At 59.7% G+C, this 23,097-nt stretch carries 24 protein-coding genes; 16 read left to right on the top strand and 8 right to left on the bottom strand.

Annotated elements, in window-relative coordinates; translation table 11 throughout:
• Positions 1–140 precede the first annotated feature (140 nt).
• Positions 141–374, top strand: coding sequence for a hypothetical protein (locus K5Q35_RS20585; protein WP_220801182.1), 234 nt, complete (start codon positions 141–143; stop codon positions 372–374).
• Positions 375–390: 16 nt separating this feature from the next.
• Here the strand turns inward: K5Q35_RS20585 and K5Q35_RS20580 are convergent, their stop codons facing one another.
• Positions 391–1,068: a hypothetical protein gene (locus K5Q35_RS20580; protein WP_220801186.1), complete on the bottom strand. Its 678-nt coding sequence runs from the start codon at positions 1,066–1,068 to the stop codon at positions 391–393.
• Between the two features lie 525 nt (positions 1,069–1,593).
• On the opposite strand from K5Q35_RS20580, the gene K5Q35_RS20575 reads away from it, so the two are divergent.
• Together K5Q35_RS20575 and K5Q35_RS20570 are read left to right on the top strand one after the other, a co-directional pair.
• Positions 1,594–2,898, top strand: a complete 1,305-nt coding sequence (locus K5Q35_RS20575; RefSeq protein ID WP_013984556.1) for an AAA family ATPase — start codon at positions 1,594–1,596, stop codon at positions 2,896–2,898.
• Positions 2,895–3,962 (top strand): ParB N-terminal domain-containing protein, encoded by a 1,068-nt coding sequence (locus K5Q35_RS20570; RefSeq protein WP_220801181.1) that lies wholly within the window; start codon positions 2,895–2,897, stop codon positions 3,960–3,962. Before K5Q35_RS20575 ends, K5Q35_RS20570 begins: the two co-directional genes overlap by 4 nt.
• Here K5Q35_RS20570 and bchO read toward each other — a convergent pair.
• The 4 genes from bchO to crtA are packed head-to-tail and all read right to left on the bottom strand — an operon-like array spanning position 3,959 to position 8,195.
• Positions 3,959–4,822: an alpha/beta fold hydrolase BchO gene (bchO, locus tag K5Q35_RS20565; protein WP_220801180.1), complete on the bottom strand. Its 864-nt coding sequence runs from the start codon at positions 4,820–4,822 to the stop codon at positions 3,959–3,961. The genes K5Q35_RS20570 and bchO overlap by 4 nt on opposite strands.
• Complete coding sequence (locus K5Q35_RS20560; RefSeq protein ID WP_220801179.1) at positions 4,823–6,481, bottom strand: magnesium chelatase subunit D; 1,659 nt, start codon at positions 6,479–6,481, stop codon at positions 4,823–4,825.
• The gene (gene bchI / locus K5Q35_RS20555) at positions 6,478–7,482 is read right to left on the bottom strand and encodes a magnesium chelatase ATPase subunit I (RefSeq protein ID WP_220801178.1); all 1,005 of its coding nucleotides are present in this window, start codon (positions 7,480–7,482) and stop codon (positions 6,478–6,480) included. The genes K5Q35_RS20560 and bchI overlap by 4 nt, the downstream gene beginning before the upstream one ends.
• Positions 7,479–8,195, bottom strand: a complete 717-nt coding sequence (gene crtA, locus K5Q35_RS20550) for a spheroidene monooxygenase (RefSeq protein ID WP_220801177.1) — start codon at positions 8,193–8,195, stop codon at positions 7,479–7,481. The genes bchI and crtA overlap by 4 nt, the downstream gene beginning before the upstream one ends.
• Before the next feature lie 105 nt (positions 8,196–8,300).
• Between crtA and K5Q35_RS20545 the strand changes: the two genes are divergently transcribed.
• The 3 genes from K5Q35_RS20545 to K5Q35_RS20535 are packed head-to-tail and all read left to right on the top strand — an operon-like array spanning position 8,301 to position 11,370.
• Positions 8,301–9,848, top strand: a complete 1,548-nt coding sequence (locus K5Q35_RS20545) for a phytoene desaturase (RefSeq protein WP_220801176.1) — start codon at positions 8,301–8,303, stop codon at positions 9,846–9,848.
• The gene (gene crtB, locus K5Q35_RS20540; protein WP_013984563.1) at positions 9,845–10,864 is read left to right on the top strand and encodes a 15-cis-phytoene synthase; all 1,020 of its coding nucleotides are present in this window, start codon (positions 9,845–9,847) and stop codon (positions 10,862–10,864) included. Before K5Q35_RS20545 ends, crtB begins: the two co-directional genes overlap by 4 nt.
• Positions 10,865–10,887: 23 nt before the next feature.
• A complete protein-coding gene (locus K5Q35_RS20535) occupies positions 10,888–11,370 on the top strand; it encodes a TspO/MBR family protein (protein ID WP_013984564.1) in 483 nt (160 codons plus the stop codon).
• Positions 11,371–11,432: 62 nt separating this feature from the next.
• Here K5Q35_RS20535 and K5Q35_RS20530 read toward each other — a convergent pair whose 3' ends face one another.
• From K5Q35_RS20530 to crtD, 3 genes are all read right to left on the bottom strand, one after another.
• A complete protein-coding gene (locus tag K5Q35_RS20530; protein WP_220801175.1) occupies positions 11,433–12,155 on the bottom strand; it encodes a hypothetical protein in 723 nt (240 codons plus the stop codon).
• A gap of 138 nt (positions 12,156–12,293) precedes the next feature.
• Positions 12,294–13,166: a carotenoid 1,2-hydratase gene (gene crtC, locus K5Q35_RS20525; RefSeq protein WP_220801185.1), complete on the bottom strand. Its 873-nt coding sequence runs from the start codon at positions 13,164–13,166 to the stop codon at positions 12,294–12,296.
• A complete protein-coding gene (gene crtD, locus K5Q35_RS20520) occupies positions 13,163–14,713 on the bottom strand; it encodes a 1-hydroxycarotenoid 3,4-desaturase CrtD (RefSeq protein ID WP_220801174.1) in 1,551 nt (516 codons plus the stop codon). The genes crtC and crtD overlap by 4 nt, the downstream gene beginning before the upstream one ends.
• Positions 14,714–14,806: 93 nt before the next feature.
• Here crtD and K5Q35_RS20515 point away from each other — a divergent pair, with 93 nt between their 5' ends.
• The 10 genes from K5Q35_RS20515 (at position 14,807) to pufA (ending at position 22,948) form a co-directional block, all read left to right on the top strand.
• Positions 14,807–15,691: a polyprenyl synthetase family protein gene (locus K5Q35_RS20515; protein WP_044025786.1), complete on the top strand. Its 885-nt coding sequence runs from the start codon at positions 14,807–14,809 to the stop codon at positions 15,689–15,691.
• 28 nt (positions 15,692–15,719) lie between these two features.
• A complete protein-coding gene (locus K5Q35_RS20510; protein WP_220801184.1) occupies positions 15,720–16,826 on the top strand; it encodes a methyltransferase in 1,107 nt (368 codons plus the stop codon).
• Positions 16,827–16,953: 127 nt separating this feature from the next.
• Entirely contained in the window at positions 16,954–17,895 is a 942-nt protein-coding gene (bchC, locus tag K5Q35_RS20505) for a chlorophyll synthesis pathway protein BchC (protein ID WP_220801173.1), read from the top strand.
• Complete coding sequence (locus tag K5Q35_RS20500) at positions 17,892–18,896, top strand: chlorophyllide a reductase iron protein subunit X (protein ID WP_044025787.1); 1,005 nt, start codon at positions 17,892–17,894, stop codon at positions 18,894–18,896. Before bchC ends, K5Q35_RS20500 begins: the two co-directional genes overlap by 4 nt.
• The gene (locus tag K5Q35_RS20495) at positions 18,883–19,056 is read left to right on the top strand and encodes a hypothetical protein (RefSeq protein WP_158308178.1); all 174 of its coding nucleotides are present in this window, start codon (positions 18,883–18,885) and stop codon (positions 19,054–19,056) included. The genes K5Q35_RS20500 and K5Q35_RS20495 overlap by 14 nt, the downstream gene beginning before the upstream one ends.
• Positions 19,053–20,624, top strand: coding sequence for a chlorophyllide a reductase subunit Y (gene bchY / locus K5Q35_RS20490; RefSeq protein ID WP_013984572.1), 1,572 nt, complete (start codon positions 19,053–19,055; stop codon positions 20,622–20,624). The genes K5Q35_RS20495 and bchY overlap by 4 nt, the downstream gene beginning before the upstream one ends.
• A 91-nt stretch (positions 20,625–20,715) precedes the next feature.
• Positions 20,716–22,191 carry a chlorophyllide a reductase subunit Z gene (bchZ, locus tag K5Q35_RS20485; RefSeq protein WP_220801172.1) on the top strand — a complete coding sequence of 492 codons (1,476 nt, stop codon included), beginning with the start codon at positions 20,716–20,718 and terminating at the stop codon, positions 22,189–22,191.
• Positions 22,188–22,442 carry a cytochrome PufQ gene (pufQ, locus tag K5Q35_RS20480; RefSeq protein ID WP_013984574.1) on the top strand — a complete coding sequence of 85 codons (255 nt, stop codon included), beginning with the start codon at positions 22,188–22,190 and terminating at the stop codon, positions 22,440–22,442. Before bchZ ends, pufQ begins: the two co-directional genes overlap by 4 nt.
• A 182-nt stretch (positions 22,443–22,624) precedes the next feature.
• The gene (gene pufB / locus K5Q35_RS20475; protein ID WP_011566464.1) at positions 22,625–22,777 is read left to right on the top strand and encodes a light-harvesting antenna LH1, beta subunit; all 153 of its coding nucleotides are present in this window, start codon (positions 22,625–22,627) and stop codon (positions 22,775–22,777) included.
• A 12-nt stretch (positions 22,778–22,789) separates the two neighbouring features.
• Positions 22,790–22,948, top strand: a complete 159-nt coding sequence (gene pufA, locus K5Q35_RS20470) for a light-harvesting antenna LH1, alpha subunit (protein WP_013984575.1) — start codon at positions 22,790–22,792, stop codon at positions 22,946–22,948.
• The last annotated feature ends 149 nt before the right edge of the window (positions 22,949–23,097 follow it).

Genomic DNA, 23,097 nt, shown 5'->3' with positions numbered 1-23,097 from the left:
TTTCAACGCGTTACGTGATACTTGATGTTTCAGGTATTTCGTCAGACGCTCTAAAAACCAACCTTCATGTCAAAGAGACGTTGCGTTCCGCAGTCGTTCAGCGACAATGCTGGCTCGGCAGATAAAACGCAGGCCACCAGATGGACAATCGCAAGCTCACCTCCCTTTTCGAAATCACAGGCTCGGTGTCAGCGATGGTCTACGCCGTTCTGATCGCCTCGAACACCGGCAATGAAATTCTCGGGTTTTCCCTGCTGCTGATCTCCGCCAGTCTGTTTGCCGCCTGGGCTGTCATCGACCGACGCTGGACCTTCCTGCTGTTGCAAGCTTTCTATGGCGGTTCTGCAATTCTTGGATTGATCCGCTGGGGGTAACCCACGGCGCGGTGCGTCAGATCACGACCCGTACCTCGGATACGGTGCTGTCGATTTCACGCAAGGCGACAAGCACCCGTTTTTCCAGATGAGTCTGAACATAGGCTGCATGAAACCGGGACGGCGCGCGCAATGTGACACGCCCCCCTGCCCTTTCGATCCTGTCCAACGCCGCCATCCATGAGGCATAGGTCGCCGGGTCTTCGGCGTGCAGCAGCGCTTGCGCCAGCACCCATTCCGTCCCTGTCGAAATGTCGGGCTCCGGCACCACGCCCTTCTGCGGCAAGGGCACAACCTTGGGCGTGTCGGTATCGCTCATGCGCAGCTCGAAATCAGGCCCCACAGCGGACCACTGCGGTTCTGTGTCGGACAGGATCTGGTCAATACCCAAAGCATATTCGCTCACACGCCCCCGTGCGCCCTGACGCTTGACGATCAACCAGCCCCGCGCACGCAGCAGGGCCATCTCACGCTTGACCGTGCGTTGGTCTACTGACCACAGGTTGGCGATTTCCCGCTGCCCCACGGCCAGTTCATCGCGTATCCAATTGTACCGTGCTGTGATGAGGGTCATCAGCCTCAATACGCGTCGCTGATCATGCTTGTCCCGGGAAAGCGCAAAGGCGCCCATCGCTGTCAAAAGATCATACTTTCGCGCAGAGGATCCGCGACCCACAGGTTTTGTGGAATGCATCATCTGCCCTTCTGGTTCGTTTCGCAGGGTTTCCTGCAGTGCCTCATCGCCGGACTGATTGTTCAGCCTCTTGTCAGGTCAGGATAGCGCTATTGAGACGTTTTTCCAAGCCCTTCCCTGATTTGCGTCCGCTTGCCCGATTCTGTCAAGCACGCAGTTCAGTTTCGGTGTTCTCTCATCAAACTCAGAAAAGAAATTTAGGTATTAATGGTATTGGGGGACATCCTGTCTGACCCCCAATTGCACTGTTTTGTCCCCCAATAGGTGCAGATGCCGGTGAAGGTGTCCCCCATATTTTGTGCCCTACTCTAAAAGACGCGGCGGCTGACTCTGAAAGCACGCACCGAATCGTTTGCCGCTCTATCTGTTTCATAGACATGTGGGACAGGGTTTGCCTGTTTTGCTATTCGAGTATATTCCCTTTTGCGTTTTTTTCAAAACAAGCGTAAATCATAGAGTATAACGATTTTGCGTCCCCGCGGGGACAAGGCAATTCAGCAGTAAGAAAAAACACACAGGCAAGCGATGTTCACACATAAAGATCTGACCCAGTTGCAGGCGCAATCGCTCAAGATGCAGGGGTTCATCCGTCAGCAAACCTATAGCCCCCAGAACGAAAAGACGCTGCGGCGGTTCTCCAGCTGGGAGGTGGCGGAACTGGTCTTTAAGGTCAATCAATCGACGATGCGCGGGCGCTTGGCCGCGGACCCCACCTTGCCACAGGGCCAGGTCGAGGAAGACGGCCGCCAGCGCTGGTACAGCCTCGACGAGATCAACGAATTGCGCCGCCGTCTGAAATTCAACCGGCGCTCTTTGATGCCCTACCGCCCGGCTGGCAAACGGGCAATCCGCGCGGCGATTGCGAACTTCAAAGGGGGGGCGGGCAAATCCACGGTCGCGTTGCACTTTGCCCATGCGGCGGCCTTGGATGGCTATCGTGTGCTCTGCGTTGATTTCGACCCGCAAGCGACGCTGAGCCATTCGATGGGCCTCAGCGATGTGGCGGAGGAATACACCGTCTGGGGCATCATGGCGCGCGATCTTGCGATTGAAACGGGCCGTATGAACCGCGCAAGTCAGGGCGCGGAAAGCGGTACCGCCCTGCCCCAGCGCCGCCTTCCGTTGAGCATCAGCGACATGGGTCTGGCCGATCTGCGCGCAGCGGATTTCGTCAAGCAGACGAATTGGCCCACAATTGACATCGTGCCTTCCTGCGCCAATGCGGCCTTCGTCGAATTTGCTTCCGCGCAGTACCGGCATATGAACCCCGAATGGTCGTTCTTTGCCGCCGTGTCGCGGTTCCTAGACCAGCTCCCGGCGGATGCCTATGATCTGGTGCTGTTCGATTGCCCGCCCGCCATTGGCTATCAGTCGATGAATGCGGTCTTTGCGGCGGATGTGCTCTATGTCCCCTCGGGTCCGGGGTATTGGGAATACGATTCCACCACGTCTTTTATCGGGCAACTGGGCGAAGCGCTGGAAGATCTGAGCCGCTTTTCCGGGCTTGTCCCCGCGGGGACAATGAACCTGCCCAAGGCGTTTCTGGATCTGCGGTTCCTGCTGACCCGCTTTGAGCCGAACAATGATTTGCACCGCGCGATGCAGCAAGCCTTTGTGAAAGTCTGGGGCGATAGAGTGGCCACACACCCGATCGAGATGACCCGCGCCGTTGAGCAATCAGGCCGGTTTTTGTCATCCATCTACGAGATCGATTACCGGGATATGACGCGGGAAACCTGGCGGCGCGCGCGGGCAAGTTTCGATCAGGCCTATGAGGAATTCCGCGACCATCTGGGCGTGGCTTGGGACCAATTGGAGGATGAGCAATGAGCAAACGGCGGGTTTTCGATATTGATTTTGACGATGCTGCTGTCCCTGAGGTGTCGGAACAACCAAGTGAAACGCGGCGCGGTCCGATGGCGGCTGCGATCACGGAAAACGCGGATGCCTTGGGTGTGCGTCAGCAGGCTGAGGCTGCGATAAGAGCGGAAAACGACCGGCTCGCGCATGAATATGTCGCGTTGAAAAAGAACGGGCAGATTGTCGGGCTGGTGGCGACGGACAAGATCAGCGCAACTAAGTTGTTGCGCGACCGGTCGGATCAGCGCGACGCCGAACTCGATGAACTCAAGGCGTCGATACAGGCCGTTGGCCTGTCCAACCCGATCCATGTGGAAGAGGTCGAAACGGGCTTTGAGCTCATTCAGGGGTTTCGCCGGCTCAGCGCCTACCGCGAGCTTCTGGCGGAAACGGGCGATGAGAAATACGCGACCATCCCCGCGACCTTGCAGGCGCGCGGTGCGCAGGTGGAACATCTGTATCGCCGGATGGTGGACGAAAACCTTGTGCGGCGGGATATCTCTTTTGCCGAGATGGCGCAGCTCGCGATGTCTTACGGGGACCGGACCGGCCAGACGATTGGCTATGCGGGGGACCCTGTTGACGTGCTATTTGCCTCTGCCGGGCGTCAAAAGCGCAGCTACATTCGTCACTTTTCCTATCTGCTTAAGGGGATCGGTGATGCGCTGCGCTTTCCCGAAGCCATCCCGCGCGCGACTGGTCTGAGCCTTGTGAAGCTGATGGATGGGCACCCGCGCTTTGCCGGGCAGCTGCGCGCCATGCTCGAGGGCCATCCGGATCGGGACGCGGCGGCTGAATTGTCATTACTGCGCGGCGCGATCGCGGCCGGAGCAGCCAAGCCCAAAAAGGCCAAGGCGACGGCGCCTAAAACATCTGCCCGCACGACTATCAAGTTGAACCGCCCCGAAGGCACCGCACGGTGTACGGCTGCGGCGGGCAAGTTCGAGGTTCTGCTGGATCGCGATTTTGGTGCGGTCGATCCGCGCCGCCTTGAGCTTGCCGCGCGTGCGTTTCTGGATGCCCTCAAAGACTAATCGGACAGGAATGTCAGGATGAGCTTTGCAATTTCATTTGGGGCTTCTTCGTGCGCCAGATGACCAAGGTGTTCAAGATGTATGACACGCGCATTCTGCAGGCTTTGTGCCGCTTTGTCCGACACGCTGGACGGAACCGTTGCGTCCTTGTCCCCGACAATAAACAGCGTGTGTGTCGTGATCTTGGGCAGGTCGCGCAGCAGGTCGTCCAGCGTCCATTGCGCCATCATCATCAAAGTGGCGTCTGCATGGTTCCGGTCGCTGATCAACCGTTGATAATAAGATAGTCCTTGGGCATCCAAATCAGAGCCTGTGCTGCGTATCAGAGCCGCTATTCGACCCGGAGAGGCAGATGCAGAGGCAAATATCTGCGCGGTGAACGGCACGGCGGCCAGCAGTTTCGCGAGAACCGGAAACAGCACACCTGCAAGGCCTTTGAAATTGTCCAATGCGGGGTTGATGCCAACAACTTTCGGGGCCTGTCCCTGCGGGGACATAAGTATTTCTGACAAGCGCAATGCAAGGGCGCCGCCTGCTGAGTGCCCAATTAGCGCATCCGGTTGCCAGCCTTCCTGCGCACACAAGGCCACGATATCCTCGGTCGTCGATGTGAGACCGGATCGGTGGCGCGCGCCAAGTCGGGTGTAGCCCTGTCCCGGCAGGTCAAGTGCCACTACATGATGGTTTTGGGCAAGCGCTGTCGCCAGATCCCGAAACGAATGGGTGCTGCCGCCTGCCCCATGCAGCATTAGAATCGTCGGACCTGACCCGAACTGTTGCACGTGCCATCTGTGGGGATGGCAAAAGATTTGCTGCGAATGATCGGCATTTGGCCAGTCTTTGGGTGGTGGCCAGCGCATCTAACTGTCCAGCGCCGCGCTGACGGCCCCTGTGAGCCGCTCCGCGTCCGCGCGGGGCAAAGCAAGGTACGGCGCACCCAGCCGCGCTGACAGGGCCCTGAGCGGCTCTTGTGGGCGTTTGGACATATCAATTACCAATGCGGCAATATTTTGGGTCTGGATAAGCTGCGCCATCTGTTCCGAATCAGCCTGCGCTGCTGCCCGATCCGGCGTGCCATCCAGCGCAATATTAGCGCGCCCGTCTGTCAAAACGACAACTGTCGGGGTCAGCCCCTTTGAGCGGCTCTGCTGGGCCAGCAGAGCGGCTTGTTGCAGGCCTGCGGCCAATGGGGTGCCGCCGCCGCCGGGCAGGCTGGCCAGACGGCGTTTCGTTTGCACCAAAGAACGCGTCGGCGGTAACAGTAATTCCGCGCCATCCCCACGAAAGGCGATCAGCGCCACATGATCGCGTGCGGCATAGGCCTGCGCGAGCAGCAGTTCGACGGCACCTTTGGCTTCGTTCAGACGTGACATGGCTGCCGACCCTGACGCATCGACAGTGAAAATGAGCAACCGGTCAGATTGTTCCTGATAGCGTTTCAGCCGGATGTCCGAGGGTCTGATGTGCAACCCTGTCCCCGCAGGGACAGCCTGTTTGCGCAGCGGTTGCCACGGGGCGGCCGCGCGCAGCGTTGCCACGAGATCAATGCGCGCGCGCCCATCGAGCCGGCCCGGACGGGAGGGCAGGGGGCGTCCACGACGGTTGCCTTTGCGTTTTTGCCCGGCCCCTGCGCCGCTTGTGCCGCGTGATGTCCCCGCGGGGACAAGACCCGCCAGCAGGTCGGGTGGCAGCAGGGCTTTGACCGCCTCCACAAGCATGTCGCCTTCGGGCAGCGACAGGGTGTCGCTGTCGCCCGCCTCGTCATCTTCTGGCGTATCGTCGGGCGGGGCAGGGGGCTCTTCGGCTGCGTCGGGTTCCTGTGGGACGCGCGTGGCGCGGTGCGGATAGGTCAGTTCAGCCGCCGCGTTGAGGTCAGCGTCGGTAACAGTGGTTCGACCGTGCAGCGCCGCATGGGCCCGAGCCACCCGCAGCGCCAATAAAGGCGCGCGCAAACTGTCGATACCAAAGACTGCGGCAATTTCGGCCAGCGCCTCGATATCCTGCGCGCTGGCTGTCACCTTTTGCGGGTCGATCATGCCTGTCCCCGCGGGGACAGGTCGCCACCCCGCAGGCATACGCCCTTCGGGTTCGATGTGCAGCGCAATGCGGTCCGCAAGGGCTGCGGGCGCATGTTCATCCGCTTCGGCCCCTTCATCGAGCGCGAGCAGCATGTGCCCTGCATCCCTGTCCATAACTTGCGCCAGTTTCGCGGCAAGCTCGGTGCCGCAGCGCTCTGCCATGACAAGTAAGGCATTCGTTTTTCTGTAAAAAAATGATTTACTTTCAACGAGTTGCGCGTTTTCAAGCGTCGCAGCCAGATCAAGCCCCCCAAACAGTTGGTCATCGGTGATTGTGGGGTGGATTTTACGCAGGTTGAGCCCCTGCAACGCGGCCAGCACCTGATCCCGCGCGGGGCTGGCGCGCATGCGGATAACGGCCCCGCCAAGGTTTGCGTTTTCAACCGTCAGCAGCCGGAGCGCGAGGGTCGCGCGGTCCCAGCTGTCAGCATCATGGCTCACCCCAAAACCTCGGCCACGATGCGGTTGACGCGCGCGCCGGATCCTGCCTCGTCCAGCGGGTCGCGCCGCAGGCGGTGTGACAGGGCGGAGGGGGCGATATCGCGCAGATGGGCACGGGACAGAACCTTGTCGCCCTGATACGCCGCCAACGCGCGGGCTGTGCGCAAGAGCGTCAATTCGCCCCGCAAACCGTCAGCGCCAAGCGCGATGCACAGGGCGGCGCAGTCATGCAGAATATCCTCGGGTGTTTTGATTTTTGCCAGCCGTTTGCGGGCCTTGAGGATCGTGTCGCGCACCTTGGTGTCTTCGGCGCTGTAGTGGGCCATGAAGGTGTCGAAATTGCTCTCAAAGGCATCGCGGCGTTTGATAACTTCGACCCGTTCGGCCACGTCATTGGGGGAGCGGACCTCGACGGACAAGCCAAAGCGGTCGAGCAGTTGGGGGCGCAATTCGCCTTCTTCGGGGTTGCCAGACCCGACGAGCACAAAGCGGGCAGGGTGGCGGATCGACAGACCTTCGCGTTCGACCACATTCTCGCCCGATTGCGCCACATCAAGCAGCAGATCGACGATGTGATCCTCCAGCAGGTTTACCTCGTCAATGTAGAGATATCCGCGATTGGCGCGCGCCAGCAGGCCCGGTTCAAACGCCTTTTCGCCACGCGTCAGGGCGCGTTCAATGTCCAACGCGCCGACCACGCGGTCCTCGGTGGCACCCAAGGGCAGGTCAATCACCGGAGTGGGGCGCGTCACGAGTTTTTTCGACCCTAACTCGGCCCATTCCGGGCAGTCCGTTGCCTTTTCAGAGTTCACGGGGCAGCTTTCGACGGCGCGAATAGGCGGCAACAGGGCCGCAAGCGCGCGCACGGCAGTTGATTTCCCGGTGCCCCGGTCGCCAAAAACCAGCACGCCGCCGATACCGGGGTCAACAGCCGTCAGCACCATGGCCTGTTTCATTTCATTCTGGCCGACGATCGCGGAGAAAGGGAAGGGGGTCTTCATACGTGTATGTCCAATTTTGCAAGAGGGCTTGCGCCCTCCCATGAACCTATATCGCCCAATATGGCGAAACGGGCGTAGAGTTCTTCGGAAAACCAGTCCTCGTCGCGAACGGCGCGAATGGCGGAGGCATGTGGCCCGTTATGTCGCGCAAAGGCGGCCATGGCATTGGCGTCCGGCCAGATCGAAAAGGTCACCTGATGCAGCAATGGCACCTCTCCGATGCCAATCTTGAAGGCCACATTGTCATCGCTGCCGATCATCTGGCTGATGTCAGGGACCCGTCGCCAGAACTTGAGCGCAAGGGATGGCTTTACGGTGGCGCGCGTCAAAGCTGCAAGCGGGCCGGTGATTTTCTGGCCAGTGGGGTGAAACGGTGTGTCCCCTGACCAGACGCCGCGCACAGAGCTGGTTTCAAGAAAAACGGTCCAGCTTTCGGATGCCTTGCTGCGGTATTTGTCGAAAATCGGGGCTCGGTCGATTTGCGTACGCGCTGTTTGCTCGTCTGGCCAGGTGGCGAGGATTGCGAAAACGGCGGTGTTGGGCAGGGGAGTGAAGCCTTCGCCACTGCCGGAGCCGCAGAGTTTCCAGAAACCGATTCCCGGAACCGAGGGCAGGGACAGGCGCGCCCGCCCCATCATGTACAGTGCCCAAATACGCGCCGTGATCCGCGAAAAGCGGAAAAAGCTGATGGTTACAACGGGTCGTTTGGTCATTTCGCGCACAGGTTCTTTCGCAAGTGTCAACTTAGTCTGACACCAATTCCGCCAAAATGGAAGATCACAATTGTCAAGTCAACTAGACACATCTACTGTGGGTATATGATGACACGTATTGATACTATCGAATCTGTTGAGAGTGGCGAACGCGCGGGCGCGCGCGCCATCGTGATTGGCGCAGGACTGGGCGGGCTGGCAGCGGCCATGCGGCTTGGGGCCAAAGGCTACCGCGTTACGGTGATTGACAAACTGGACGTTCCCGGCGGGCGTGGTTCCGCGATCTGGAAGGAGGGGCACCGCTTTGATTTGGGCCCGACGATTGTCACGGTGCCGCAGCTTTATCGTGAGTTATGGCAGGCCTGTGGGCGTGATCTCGACGCGGATGTGACGCTGAAACCGCTGGACCCGTTTTACGAAATTCGCTGGCCGGATGGCACGAAATTTGTCGCCCAGCAGGACACTGAAAAGCTGCGGGCTGAAGTGGCCAAGCTGGCGCCGGGTGATCTGGCGGGGTTCGACAAGTTTTTGGTGGATAGTTCGAAACGCTATTGGTTCGGGTTCGAAGATCTTGGCCGGCGTTCCATGCACAAGCTGTGGGATCTGGTGAAAGTGCTGCCAACGTTTGCGCTGCTGCGCGCGGATAAATCGGTCTATGCCCATGCCGCGAGCCGGGTGAAGGACGAAAAGCTGCGCATGGCGCTGAGCTTTCATCCGCTGTTCATCGGTGGTGATCCGCTGCACGTGACGTCGATGTATATCCTCGTGGCCTACCTCGAAAAGGAGTTCGGGGTGCATTACGCCATGGGCGGTCTGGCCGGTATGGCGCAGGCGATGGGGCGCGTGATCGAAGATCAGGGCGGTACGCTTTTGATGAACACCGAAGCGGACGAGATCGTGGTGCGCGATGGCACCGTCACCGGCGTCAGGCTGGAAAGCGGGCTGGAAATGGGCGCGGATGTGGTGGTGTCAAACGCGGATGCGGGCCACACCTATACGCGGCTGATGCGCAACCACAAAAAGAAACGCTGGACGCCTGCCAAGCTGAAAAAGACGCGTTATTCCATGAGCTTGTTCGTATGGTACTTTGGCACGAAGGGCACGCGGAACGACTGGAAGGATGTGGGGCATCACACGATCCTGAACGGGCCGCGCTATGCCGGATTGCTCAAGGATATCTTTATCAAGGGCAAGCTGTGTGACGACATGAGCCTTTATGTGCACCGCCCTTCGGTCACCGATCCGAGCGTTGCGCCTGAGGGCGATGATACGTTCTATGTGCTCAGCCCTGTGCCGCATCTGGGGCACGACAATGGGGTCGATTGGGCCGTGGAAGAGCCCAAGTACAAGGCCAAGATGCTGAAGGTGTTGGAAGACCAGCTGCTGCCCGGTCTGGCCGATAAGATCAGCACCGAGGTCGTCTTTACACCCGAGACATTCCGCGACCGTTACCTCAGCCCGCTGGGGGCGGGGTTTTCGATTGAGCCGCGCATCCTGCAAAGCGCGTGGTTCCGCCCGCATAATGTCTCGGAAGAGGCAAAGGGGTTGTATCTGGTGGGCGCGGGCACGCATCCCGGGGCAGGGGTGCCGGGGGTGATTTCGACCGCTGAGGTGCTGGGCAAACTGGTGCCTGATGCGGAGACAGTGAAATGATCGCGCCCGCGGATATGGAGCACTGCCGCGAGGCGATCCGTCATGGGTCTCTGTCCTTTCATGCGGCGTCCAAATTGCTGCCCGCGCATGTGCGGGACCCGGCCTTGGCGCTTTATGCGTTCTGCCGTTTGGCGGATGATGAGGTCGATCTGAAACAGGACAAGGTCGCGTCGGTCTTGCGGCTGCGGGATCGGCTGGATCAGGTCTATGCGGGGCGGCCCAAGAATGCGCCGACGGATCGTGCTTTTGCGGCCATCGTGGAGGAATTCGAGATGCCCCGCGCGTTGCCTGATGCCTTGCTCGAAGGGCTGGCATGGGACGCGGCAGAGCGTCGGTATGATACCCTGTCCGGTGTGAAAGACTATTCCGCGCGGGTGGCTTCGGCCGTTGGGGCGATGATGTGCGTATTGATGCGGGTGCGCGATGCGGATGCTCTGGCGCGGGCCTGTGATCTGGGCGTTGCCATGCAGTTGACCAATATTGCCCGCGATGTGGGCGAGGACGCGCTGGAGCGGCGCATTTATCTGCCGCTGGACTGGCTGGAGGAGGCCGGGATAGAGGTCGAAGCCTTTTTTGCCGACCCCGAGGCCACAAAGGCCGTGCGGGGCATGGTCAAGCGTCTGGTGATGGAGGCCAACCGCCTTTACATGCGCTCCGAAGCGGGTGTTGGCGCATTGCCGCGCGGGTGTCGTCCGGGGATCTATGGCGCGCGGTTCATCTATGCCGGTATCGGCAGCCAGTTGACGCGCATGGGCTACGATTCAATATCCGCGCGGGCGCGCACGAATAAATGGCAAAAGATCGGCTGGCTGGGTCAGTCCATGTTGCTGAGTGGGGCGAGCATGATCATGCCGAAATCCTCAGTGCTCTATGCGCGACCCTTGCCGGAAGTGCAGTTTCTGGTGGATGCCACGGCGGTGGGTGCGCCGCAAAGCTCACGCAGTGATGCACTGATTTCTATCCTTTCGACCCTCGAGTCCCGGCGTCAGGCGCAACGTGCCGAGTTGACAGGCTAAAGCGTTAGCCCTACCAGACAGTCATGTTCTGGCTTTTATTCAGTTTATTTCTGGTTGCCTGCGTTGGCGCGGGCCTCACCGGTGGGTTGTTCCCGCCGGGTCCGTGGTATCGAAAACTGGAAAAGCCGTGGTTTACCCCGCCCGACTGGGTATTTCCCGTTACTTGGAGCGTGCTTTATGTCTGCATCGCTGTGGCGGGCGCACGGATCGCGATGGCTGAAAACAACGCGGTGGCGATGGCTTTCTGGACCTTGCAGATCGCGTTCAACGGGTTGTGGACGCCTGTGTTCTTCGGGATCAGGAACATCAGGCTGGGCATGGCGGTCGTTTCTGTTCTCTGGTTTGTGGTGCTCGGTGGGATCATCGTGATGTGGTCTGTGGATCAGATCGCAGCCCTCTTGTTCATACCCTATCTGGTCTGGGTGACAATTGCCGCATCCCTCAACGCCGGTGTGTGGTGGCTGAACCCGGATGTGGCGCGCAACCCGCCACATGTCGCGACCTGAAACCTGCCAGAGCTGTGGTCTAGACAGCAAACAGCACGTGTCCCGCCCGCAGGTCTTTACGGTTAAAACCTGTAGGAAACGCCCAATACCGGTCCTGTTTGTTCCAGCTGGAAATCATCGCCGTCATTGTCCACGTTCAGATACCGATACCCGGCGCGCGCCGTCCAGTTTTCTGCGAATTCATAGTCGAATGTAACTGTGAACTGATAGGTCTCGCGGTCGTTGATGAAATTGCCGTAATCGGCAGAGATCGTGGTGCTCCATGTATCGGATAGCTTAAAACGTCCCATCGCTGCGATGATCGGGTCGGTCCAGCTGTTGTCGTCGCCGACCGTTCTTCCGGGCTGGGTGCCGGGGCGCAGCCGCAAGGTTGTATCGGTGTTGAAATACCTCAAGCCGCCCCCGAGGTGGAGCGAATACGTTGGTGCATCCCGCATTTTGTACAGCGCCAGAGCGTTGAAAACGGTGGTCTTGGAGGACGTGTCGAGGCGCGAAAACGCGTCACCCGGTGTGCTGTTTTCAAAGCCGAGGTTGAAATACATCAGATCCGCGATGAACGTCCACTGACCGTTGCTGGCCGCAAACGCGCCCATGCCTGCAAATTCCAGATTATCGAGCGCATCGGAAAAGCTGAGTTCGCCCTCGAGCCCGCCGACGTTCAGCGTCGTCTCCGAAGCGAAAAGATAGAACGACCCCTCGTAGGTCCAAGCACTGCCCTGCGCGACTGCGGGTCCTGCGGCGAGGGCCAGTAGTCCTGCTATGGTGCGGGCTTTGATATGATACATGTTCTGATCCTCAGGCTTGGGTCGGGTCGTTTCAGTTATGACGATCCAATACACCCTGAGTAGAAATTTTACATTAAGAGCGCAACCTGAGAGTTTCTAACGCTACCGAACGCCTGTCTTGCAGTGCAGGGAGGCCGGTCAGTCCCAGCTCCAGTTTTTCCGGCGGGGCACGCGCACGGCGAGCATGGGTTTTAAAAGCGGGGATCGGAACCGGGTCAGATCAAGCGCTTCGTGCACGCCGGTTGTTTCCTCGCCGTCGATCTTCGTGCGCACGGCAGAGCGGGAATAAAACGGGGCGTCGAGCATGCTCATCACCTGATGGGGTTTATAGCCCGCATCGGCGCGCGTCTCGCGTTTCACGGCCCAGAGCGTTCGGCGAAACCCGGTTTTCGGGGGCATTTCAATATCGCGCGCGTTGCCGTCATGATCAAAGGCAAATCCTGCTGACAGATCCGTGCCATCAAGACGCGTGGCGTCGTAGAAACAAGTGGCGCCCTTTGCGGTCGGGAACCGGCCCCATGTCCAATAGCTGAAGTCTTCTTCCAGCGCGCGGGATCCGAAATTTGCATCGAAATAGCCCTCGCCCTGCCATTGCCAGCCGGGGCGGTCGATATCGACGCTGATGCGCGCGCGGGGCGCAAACGGTCGCCAGATGTGGGCACCATCCGGCGTCAGCGGCAGTTCGACATTGGTGATGGCCGAAGGGGTGACGCGAATTTCGCCCTTGATGCGGTTGATCAGGGGCGGGCTGGACACCTCGTTGATTTCAATGACCAGATCGTTGCCATCCCAGCGCATCATCGACGGGCCGACCTGCAGCCGGGAGGCGGTCTGGCGCAGCGCGCTTTGCCCCCGGTCGGTCATGGTGAACCGTCCGCCGGGCCCGTAGGTGGCGACATTGATGCAGACGTGATCCTGCGGGCATTTGCGCCCGGACCAGCGGTACCACGGCGAAAACACCGACCCGATAAACCCGATGACGGAAACCGCGCGCGTGCCGCAATCGCTCAGCCCGTCGACATACCACCAGGCGTAGCCGTTGGGGCCGACAGCGACGTTGAAGTTTGGGCGCGCAAGATCGCCTCTGCCGCGTGCCGGGCGGAGAGTGTCGCCATCGGGACCCCCGCGCCCGGATGCGTGCCGCCCCCCGCGAGCCAAAGCCCCGCGATCGGTGTCTGTGCCGTCGGACGCTGAAGCGCTGCCGTCAGCCCATGCGGCGTCTGGCCGTAAAGCGCGCCGAGCGTTTCGGGAAAGAGCGTCGCGAAGTCCTGCGGCGTCGTGAGTGTCGCTGTTGTCGGTATCGGTGTGAAAGTCACGCCCATATCCGCCATCTGTCGCATGATCTGCTGGTGCCATTTTGCAATCTCCTGTGGGGGAGTGTGTTTGTCTGTTGCGGGAGCGTTCGAGATCATCTCGAAACGCTCAAGGTTGGGGATGTCTGCGCCGTGACCTCGGTCTTCGGCACAGAGATACAGTGTGGGATCCGCGGGCATGCGGCCTGCCATCAATTCGGTAAACTCGCGATCCGGGTCTGCTGCAAAGAAGACATTGTGATGGGCCAGATCATGGCCCTGCGGGGTTGCTGCAAAGCTGTGGACACGGGCCGAGAAAGATCTGGGCAGTTTGGCGGTTTGCGGGGCGACGACCTTGAGGTCCGTACCCATGCTGCCAGTGGCCAAGGCGCGGGGGTCGCCTGCGTAGAGGATCGCGTCGGCTTCCAGCAGATAGGTGCCGTCGATTTCAACGCCCACGGCGCGCCCACCCACTGTTTTGATGCGGTCCACATGGGTGTTGTAGCGGATGTCGACACCTGCGTGTCGCGCCAGTTTGGCGATGGCATGGGCCAGTTTGTGCATGCCGCCCTCAACCACCCAGACGCCTGCGGCCTCTGCCTGCCAGATCAGCGACAGGATCGCCGGGCTGAGATGCGGCGCACCGCCCACATATGTGGCATAGCGGCCAAAGAGTTGTGAAAGCCTTGGGTCGCTGAAGGCGCGGCCCAGCGATGTTTTCAACGTCGACAGCGGGGCCATCGCGGCAATCAACTGCGGTTGTTTGAGGACATGCGGGACAAGTTCACGCATCTTGGGCGTGGGCGCCTGCATCATCGGCGCGTCAAACGCATCAAACAGCTGTTGGGTGCGTCTGTTGAAACGCATGAATTGATCTGCGGCCTTGTTTCCGGCGAAGGCGGCTATGGCGTCGCGGGTCAAAAGCGGGTCTGCGTGCAGGTCCAGCTTGCTGCCATCGGGCCAGAAATGCCGCGCGAGGACGCTTTGTGGCACAAGCGTCACATGGTCCTTGAGCCGGGTGCCCGCGCAGGCGAACAGATCATCAAAGACATGGCGCATGGTCAGGACGGTGGGCCCGGCATCAACCGGTCCTGCCGCACTGTGCACGGTTCTGATTTTCCCGCCGGGGTGGTTGTGCCGCTCAAGCAAAGTGACCTGCATGCCGCTGGTCGCAAGGCGCAGCGCGGCGGCAAGACCTGCGATGCCCGCACCAATCACGATGGCGCGTGGCCTGTCGGGAATAAGGGGGGCTGTTGAAACATGCATAAGGGATTGTTGACTCGAATGACGAAAGTGTCCAGTATGATTTACACTTTAGTGTCGGAAAAAACTGACACTTGCGCTCGAAAGGATCTCCACATGGGCATGAATTCGCGAATTGAAGCCGCCATTGCGCAAGCTGTCGCCGTTGGGCAGGGGCGGGGGGCTGTGCCTGTCAGGCTGTCATCCGCGCTTGGATATGCGACTGCGCCGGGGGGCGCGCGCATCCGACCGACGATTCTTACGTCCGTTGCGATGGCCTGTGGCGATGATCAACCCAAGCTGACGGATGCGGCTGCTGCTGCGCTGGAACTGATCCATTGTGCCAGCCTTGTGCATGATGACCTGCCTTGTTTTGACGACGCGGATATGCGCCGCGGCAAGCCCTCGGTGCACAAAGCCTATTCTGAGCCGCTGGCGGTGCTGGCGGGTGATAGTCTGATCGTGCTGGCTTTCGAAATTCTGGCGCGCGAGTCCGGCCTTGCGCCTGACCGTGTAGCGCAAATGATTCTCATTCTTTCACAACGCACTGGCATGCCGGGCGGCATCTGCGCCGGGCAAGGCTGGGAGAGCGAGGCGGAGATTGATCTGTCCGCCTATCATCAGGCCAAGACCGGGGCACTGTTCATTGCGGCGACGCAGATGGGGGCGGTGGCTGCCGGTCAGGACGCTGAGCCATGGTTTGAACTGGGTGCGCGGATCGGTGAGGCCTTTCAGGTTGCAGATGATTTGCGCGACGCTCTTTATGACGCCGAAACACTGGGCAAGCCTGCCGGTCAGGATGATCTGCATGGGCGGCCCAATGCGGTGACGCTCTTGGGTGTGCAGGGGGCGATTTCGCGGCTCAAGGATATTCTCGGCGGGGCTATTGCCTCTATCCCATCCTGCCGGGGCGAAGCGCAACTGGCCGATATGGTGCGCAGATATGCAGAGCGTCTGACGCCTGTGGCCCCGAATGTTGCGGCCTCGCGCAGTAATGTCTGACATAGCAAGGCCGGACCATGCGCAGGACATGCCGGAGTGGCGCGGCGGTTGGCTGAACCGTCTGGTTGCCAGCCCCGGTTTTCAAAGTTGGGCGAGTTGGTTTCCGCTGACACGCGGACAGGCGCGCCGCGATGGTGCGATACTTTTCGATGTGGTGCAGGGGTTTGTGCAAAGCCAGGTCTTGATGGCCGTGGTGGAGCTTGACCTGTTGCGTCGTCTGCGCGGTGGTCCGCAATCGGCGGAGATGCTGGGGCGCGCAACGGCGATCCCGCCCGAACGTATGCAGGTCTTGTTGCAGGCCGCAGCCGCGTTGAAATTGCTCAAGCGGACGCGGAACGGGCAATATAGTTTGGCGCGCAAGGGCGCGGCTCTGATGGGGGTGCCGGGGTTGGAGGCGATGATTCGTCATCACCGGGCCTTTTACGCAGACCTGAAAGATCCCGTTGATCTGCTGCGCGGACCGGAGCGCACGGAGCTGTCCGAATTCTGGCCCTACGTCTTCGGCGCGCGTGGTGAGATCGACCCGCAGGTGGCCGAGGCCTATTCCGATCTGATGGCGCAGAGCCAGCTTTTGGTGGCGCAGGATACGTTGCGCACGGTGTCGCTGAAAGGCGTGCAGCATCTGCTGGACATCGGTGGGGGCACAGGCGCGTTTCTGAATGCGGTGGGGGATGCTTATCCCCGAATGAAAATGTCCCTCTTTGATTTGCCGCAGGTCACACCCGGCGCCACGGCGCGGTTCGAGCAGGCGGGCATGATGGACCGTGTCACCCTGCACCCCGGTTCGTTCCGCGATGACCTCTTGCCGGATGGGGCAGATGCGATTTCCCTGATCCGGGTTCTGTATGATCACGCCGATGACACAGTGGCGACGCTGCTGGAGGATATCTTTGACGCGCTGCCGGATGGCGGGCGGCTGATTATCTCGGAACCCATGGGCGGTGGCGCGCAGCCGGATCGGGCGGGGGATGTGTATTTCGCCTTTTACACAATGGCGATGCAGACAGGGCGCACACGGTCAGCCGAAGAGATCACAGCGCTGTGTCAGGCGGCTGGTTTTACCGACATCCGCTGCCCCCGCCCGGCGCGTAATTACGTGACGCGGGTGATCTCGGCACGCAAGCCAAATCAATGACGCAAAATGTGTCAATTATAGTTGACACACTGACGTGTAAGTTTAAACTGACATGTAACGAAGCCAGAATCTGTGAGTCTTGCTGGACAGTAGTTGCCCCAAGACTCAGCCGGAAGGAGCCAAACCCGTGGACACCACAGCCGTTCTTCTGAAAGGTCCCAAAGACCTCGATGTTGACACCCTGCAGCTACATGCGCCGGGTGACGGGGATCTTGTGGTCGAGATTGAACACTCCGGTATTTCAACAGGCACCGAAAAGCTTTTCTGGTCCGGCGAGATGCCCCCATTCCCCGGCATGGGTTATCCGCTTGTGCCCGGCTATGAAGCGGTGGGCGAAGTGGTTGAGGCCGACAAGGCCACAGGGTTCAAGGTTGGCGAACGTGTGTTTGTCCCCGGTGCGAATTGCTATGATGGTGCCTTTGGTCTGTTCGGTGGGGCGGCGTCGCGTGTCGTTACCGCGTCGGATCGTGTGACCCGTATTGATGCGGGGCACGGTGCAAGCGGCGCGCTTCTGGCGCTGGCCGCAACGGCGCGCCATTCCATGGCGGGTCTGAATAAATCCGTCCCCGACCTGATCGTGGGTCACGGTGTGCTGGGCCGTTTGCTGGCGCGTCTGACGATTGCCGCCGGTGCGCCTGCGCCGATGGTCTGGGAAATTGACGAAAGCCGTCGCAAGGGCGCGCAAGGCTATCAGGTGATCGCGCCCGAGGACGATCCGCGCCGGGACTATGCTTCGGTCTATGATGCTTCCGGTTCGGTTGAGGTGCTCAACGATCTGGTGGGGCGTCTGGCCAAGGGCGGTGAAATCGTGCTGGCGGGGTTTTACACAACGGCGATCAGCTTTGCCTTTCCGCCTGCCTTTATGAAAGAGGCGCGGTTTCGTGTGGCGGCTGAGTGGACACATGACGATCTTGCAGCGACGCGCGCACTTGTCGAGGGCGGATCACTCAGCCTCGATAATCTTATTACACATCAGGCCAGCCACCTGAATGCACGGGCGGCCTACGCTCAGGCGTTCACGGACCCGGACTGTCTCAAGATGATATTGAACTGGAAGGACGTGGCATGAAAGATGAGGTTCCAAATCTGAAGGACTTCGACAAACGTTTGCGTGACGAAGCGCAGGCTGAGCCTACGCTGGAAGTCCCGCAAGGCGAGCCCACATCCAAGACGCAGATCATCGCGATCTACGGCAAGGGTGGTATCGGCAAATCCTTTACGCTCGCAAACCTCAGCCACATGATGGCCGAGCAAGGCAAGCGCGTCCTGTTGATCGGCTGCGATCCGAAATCTGATACGACCTCGTTGCTCTTTGGGGGCAAGGCCTGCCCGACGATCATCGAAACCTCGACGCGCAAGAAACTTGCAGGCGAAGAGGTCAAGATCGGTGATGTCTGCTTCAAGCGCGGCGGTGTGTTCGCGATGGAACTTGGTGGCCCCGAAGTGGGTCGCGGCTGCGGTGGTCGTGGGATCATCCACGGGTTTGAGCTGCTGGAAAAGCTCGGCTTTCATGACTGGGATTTCGACTACGTCCTGCTCGACTTCCTCGGCGACGTGGTCTGCGGCGGCTTTGGTCTGCCCATTGCCCGCGACATGGCGCAAAAGGTGATCCTGGTTGCCTCGAACGATTTGCAGTCTCTTTATGTGGCGAACAACGTCTGTTCCGCCGTTGAGTACTTCCGCAAGATGGGCGGCAACGTCGGTGTTGCAGGACTGGTCATCAACAAGGATGACGGCTCCGGCGAAGCGGCGGCCTTTGCCAAAGCGGTCGACATTCCGGTTCTCGCATCCATCCCGCAGGACGATGACCTGCGCAAGAAATCTGCAAACTACCAGATCGTCGGCACCAGCAAATCCCAGTGGGGCGATATGTTCGCAGCCTTGGGTGATAATGTTGCCGTCGCCCCTCCGGTTCGGCCAACGCCGCTGGATCAGGACGGATTGCTGGATCTTTTCGACGCCTCTGAAACGGGGGGCGACTATGTTCTTGTCCCGGCCACGGATGTGGACATGCGCGGCAAGAACGCTGAACCCAAGCCTTCGCTGGAGGTTGTCTATGACGATGCGTGAGCGCTTTGCAAAATCGCAGCGCGCAATTGATCGCGGACATTTGCGCGGGGTCAAGTCCCTTTGCATGCATGAGGTCGCGCAGGAAGCCATCGAACAGACCCGCGAATTGCTAAGCAGCGTTTCGCAGATGGGCATTAAGCTAGAGGAAACCGGCAAGTGAAAAACGAAGTCACATATGACGATGCCGCCGACGTGGAGGTGATCAAAGGTCACCCGCATGGTGATGTGTCCCGTGTGGCAAGCGACGCACCTGCCGATGCGATGGGCTGTCATTCCGGTGGCGACATGGCGGAGGCTGCGCGCAATGCCGGCCAGTCCGAATTGTTGGACAAGTTCAAGGCGGATTACCCTGTTGGTCCGCATGACAAACCACAATCCATGTGCCCCGCCTTTGGCAGTTTGCGCGTTGGCCTGCGGATGAAACGCGTGGCCACGGTGCTCAGCGGCTCGGCCTGCTGTGTCTACGGCCTGACGTTTGTGTCCCATTTTTACGGCGCGCGCCGCTCGGTCGGGTATGTGCCGTTCAACTCGGAAAGCCTTGTGACCGGAAAGCTCTTTGAGGACATTCGTGATAGTGTCCACGAGCTTGCCGATCCTGATCGCTATGATGCGATTGTTGTAACCAACCTTTGTGTGCCGACAGCCAGCGGTGTGCCGCTGCGTTTGTTGCCCAAAGAAATCAATGGTGTCCGGATCGTCGGAATCGACGTGCCCGGATTTGGAGTTCCCACACATGCAGAGGCCAAAGATGTTCTGGCCGGTGCAATGCTGAACTATGCCCGCGCTGAAGCGACAGCGGGGCCGGTGGCGGCACCCGTGGGTGGGAAATCTGCACGTCCAACCGTTGCCATGCTGGGGGAGATGTTCCCCGCTGATCCGATGATGATCGGGCAGATGCTGGCACCAATGGGGCTTGCAGCAGGACCGGTGCTTCCTTGTCGGGAGTGGCGCGAGCTTTATGCAGCACTCGATTGCGCTGTGGTGGCCGCGATACATCCATTCTACGTGGATACGGTCCGTGAATTCAAAGCCGCCGGGCGGCCCGTCGTGGGCTCTGCCCCGGTTGGTTATGACGGGACGGCGGCGTGGCTCAAGGCCATTGGCGAGACACATGGCGTGTCTGCCGAGGATATTGCTGCGGCGCAGAACGCTGTGCTGCCTGCGATCAAGGGCGCGCTTGCCGCAACGCCGATCAACGGGACGATCACGCTGTCGGGCTATGAAGGTTCCGAACTGCTGGTCGCGCGTTTGCTGATCGAAAGCGGGGCGAATGTACCCTACGTCGGCACCGCATGCGCCAATTCACCCTGGTCTGCGGATGACGCGGCATGGCTGGAAGCCAAGGGCGTCAAGGTGAAGTACCGCGCATCACTCGAAGATGATTGCGCGGCCATGGAGGCGATCCAGCCAGACCTTGCCATCGGGACAACGCCTGTTGTGCAAAAAGCCAAACAGCTCGGCATCCCCGGACTTTACTTTACCAATCTGATTTCGGCGCGGCCCCTGATGGGTGTTGCCGGTGCGGGATCGCTCGCGACGGTCATAAATGCGGCCATGAGCAACAAAGAGCGCATGGCGCATATGAAGGAATTCTTTGAAGGTGTGGGCGCGGGCGATACCGCCGGTGTCTGGGAGGGCGCGCCAAACCTGCGCCCCGACTTCCGCGCGCAACACCAGAAGAAAATCGACAAGCTTGCGCGTGCCGCCAAAGCGCAGGAGATGATTTAGTGACTGCGCAAAATTCATATTTTGCGCAGAGTGCGCGGCAGCGGGTTTTGATAAAAACCCGCGTGCGCACCCCGTTGATCGGAGGTGGCTCATGCTAGTCACAGATCATGATCGCGCGGGCGGCTATTGGGGCGCGGTTTACGCCTTTTGCGCTGTCAAAGGATTACAGGTTGTTATCGACGGTCCTGTGGGCTGCGAAAACCTGCCCGTCACATCCGTCTTGCATTACACCGATGCCTTGCCACCCCATGAGTTGCCCATCGTGGTAACCGGTCTGGGCGAAGGCGAAATGGGTGCCGGTACGGAAGAATCCATGAAGCGCGCGTGGGAGACACTTGATCCTGCACTGCCCGCCGTCGTGGTGACCGGATCAATTGCCGAGATGATCGGCGGTGGCGTAACGCCACAAGGCACAAACATTCAGAGATTTTTGCCACGCACCATTGATGAGGATCAATGGGAAGCGGCAGATCGGGCGATGACCTGGATCTTTACCGAGTTCGGTATGACCAAGGGTCGGATGCCGCCCGAGAAAAAACGCGGGGATGGTGCGCGTCCTCGCGTTAATATCCTCGGTCCGATGTATGGCACGTTCAACATGCCATCCGATCTGGCCGAGATACGGCGACTGGTCGAAGGGATCGGTTGCGAGGTCAACATGGTGCTGCCCTTGGGCGCGCATGTGGCCGAAATGAGAGATCTGGTAAATGCGGATGTGAACATCTGCATGTACCGCGAGTTCGGGCGCGGGTTGAGCGAGCTTCTTGCCAAGCCGTATCTACAAGCCCCGATAGGGGTCGAGAGCACTACGAAATTCCTGCGCGCACTGGGGAATTTGGTGGGCCTCGACCCCGAACCTTTTATCACGCAAGAGAAGCATTCGACCATTAAACCGGTCTGGGATCTCTGGCGTTCCGTTACGCAGGATTTCTTTGCCACCGCCAGCTTTGGCATCGTGGCAAATGAGACCTACGCCCGTGGCATTCGGCAGTTTCTTGAAGACGACCTTGGGTTCCCTTGCGCCTTTGCGGTCGCCCGCATTGCTGGCAAGAAGACCAACAACGAAGAAGTCCGCGCGATGATTGGCCAGAAAAAGCCATTGATCGTGATGGGGTCGATCAACGAGAAAATGTACATGGCCGAGCAAAAGGCGGGCTTTGGCCCGGCACCGGCCTTTATCCCGGCGAGCTTCCCGGGCGCGGCGATCCGCCGTCATACCGGCACGCCTTTCATGGGCTATGCAGGCGCGACCTATCTGTTGCAGGAGATTTGCAACGGGTTGTTTGACGCACTTTTCCACATCCTGCCGCTTGGCACGGAGATGGATGCAACGGATGCGACCCTGACACCGCTGCGGCGCGACTTCCCTTGGGATGCGGACGCGCAGGCGATGCTCGACTCGATCGTCGAGACGCATCCGATTTTGACACGAATTTCAGCTGCAAAAACATTGCGTGATGCAGCAGAGAAAGCGGCATTGGCCGCAGGCGACGAACGTGTGGTGCTCAGCACTGTGCGCGCGTTGGACCCGGCAATAGCCGGCCCTGATTTGGAGGATCAGACATGAGCGATATGACATCAGACATGATGGACACCACCGTGCAAGCACCCGCGCATTCGCGCGAGCATGTGAAGCGCAAGAATGGCGTCGAATTCAGCGTCTATTTCGCAATTATTTTCGTGGCGACCTTGCCGCTTGCGACCCTGACATGGGCCATGCACGCGATCAAGTCCCGCAGCTTTACCGACAAAGGCCCAATGGCCCGCGCGTGGAGCCAGGCCCGGATCATCACGCCGATGATCTTTTCAGCCTACTAAAACTTTTCGTTTGGATTGCATGGCAAGCATGTGATCCGACCCGAATTCTCGACATGTGTGCGCCTGTCGAGTCCAGAGACTGGAACCCTGGGAACAGGTTTTCAGAGCCCGGAGGGAGGCAACTCCCAAAGGACCCAGCCGTGGGGTGCACGGCGTCAGCATAACGTTCCGGAGGAATATTTATGGCTGATAATACCGACCTGTCCTTCACAGGTCTTACAGACGAACAGGCGCAAGAATTGCATTCTGTCTACATGAGCGGGCTTTTCCTGTTCGCGGCAGTTGCTGTGGTCGCTCACTTGGCGACTTACATCTGGCGTCCGTGGTTCGGTTAAGGAGAGAAAGATATGGCAAAGTTCTATAAGATCTGGCTGATCTTCGACCCCCGTCGCGTTTTCGTGGCACAGGGCGTTTTCCTCTTCCTTTTGGCAGCGATGATCCACCTTGTGGTACTCAGCAGCGGCCTGAACTGGTTCGAGGCGGCAGCCGCCGCAGGCGGTCAGTAATCTGGCGGCGCATCGTAAGATGCGCCACCGGAATACCGGCTTTCAGACTATCAATGCTGCGGGCGGTCTTGTGTATGCGTTACACGCCCGCAGCGAACTCGTAACTTAATTTATCGACGGCCTCCGCCTTGGATGCATGTCGACAAAGA

The sequence above is a fragment of the Roseobacter sp. OBYS 0001 genome, from assembly GCF_019654895.1.
In the GTDB taxonomy this organism is placed as follows: Bacteria; Pseudomonadota; Alphaproteobacteria; order Rhodobacterales; family Rhodobacteraceae; genus Roseobacter; species Roseobacter litoralis.
Note: the sequence above shows the minus strand (reverse complement) of the source record. Positions and strands in the feature narration are given on the sequence as shown.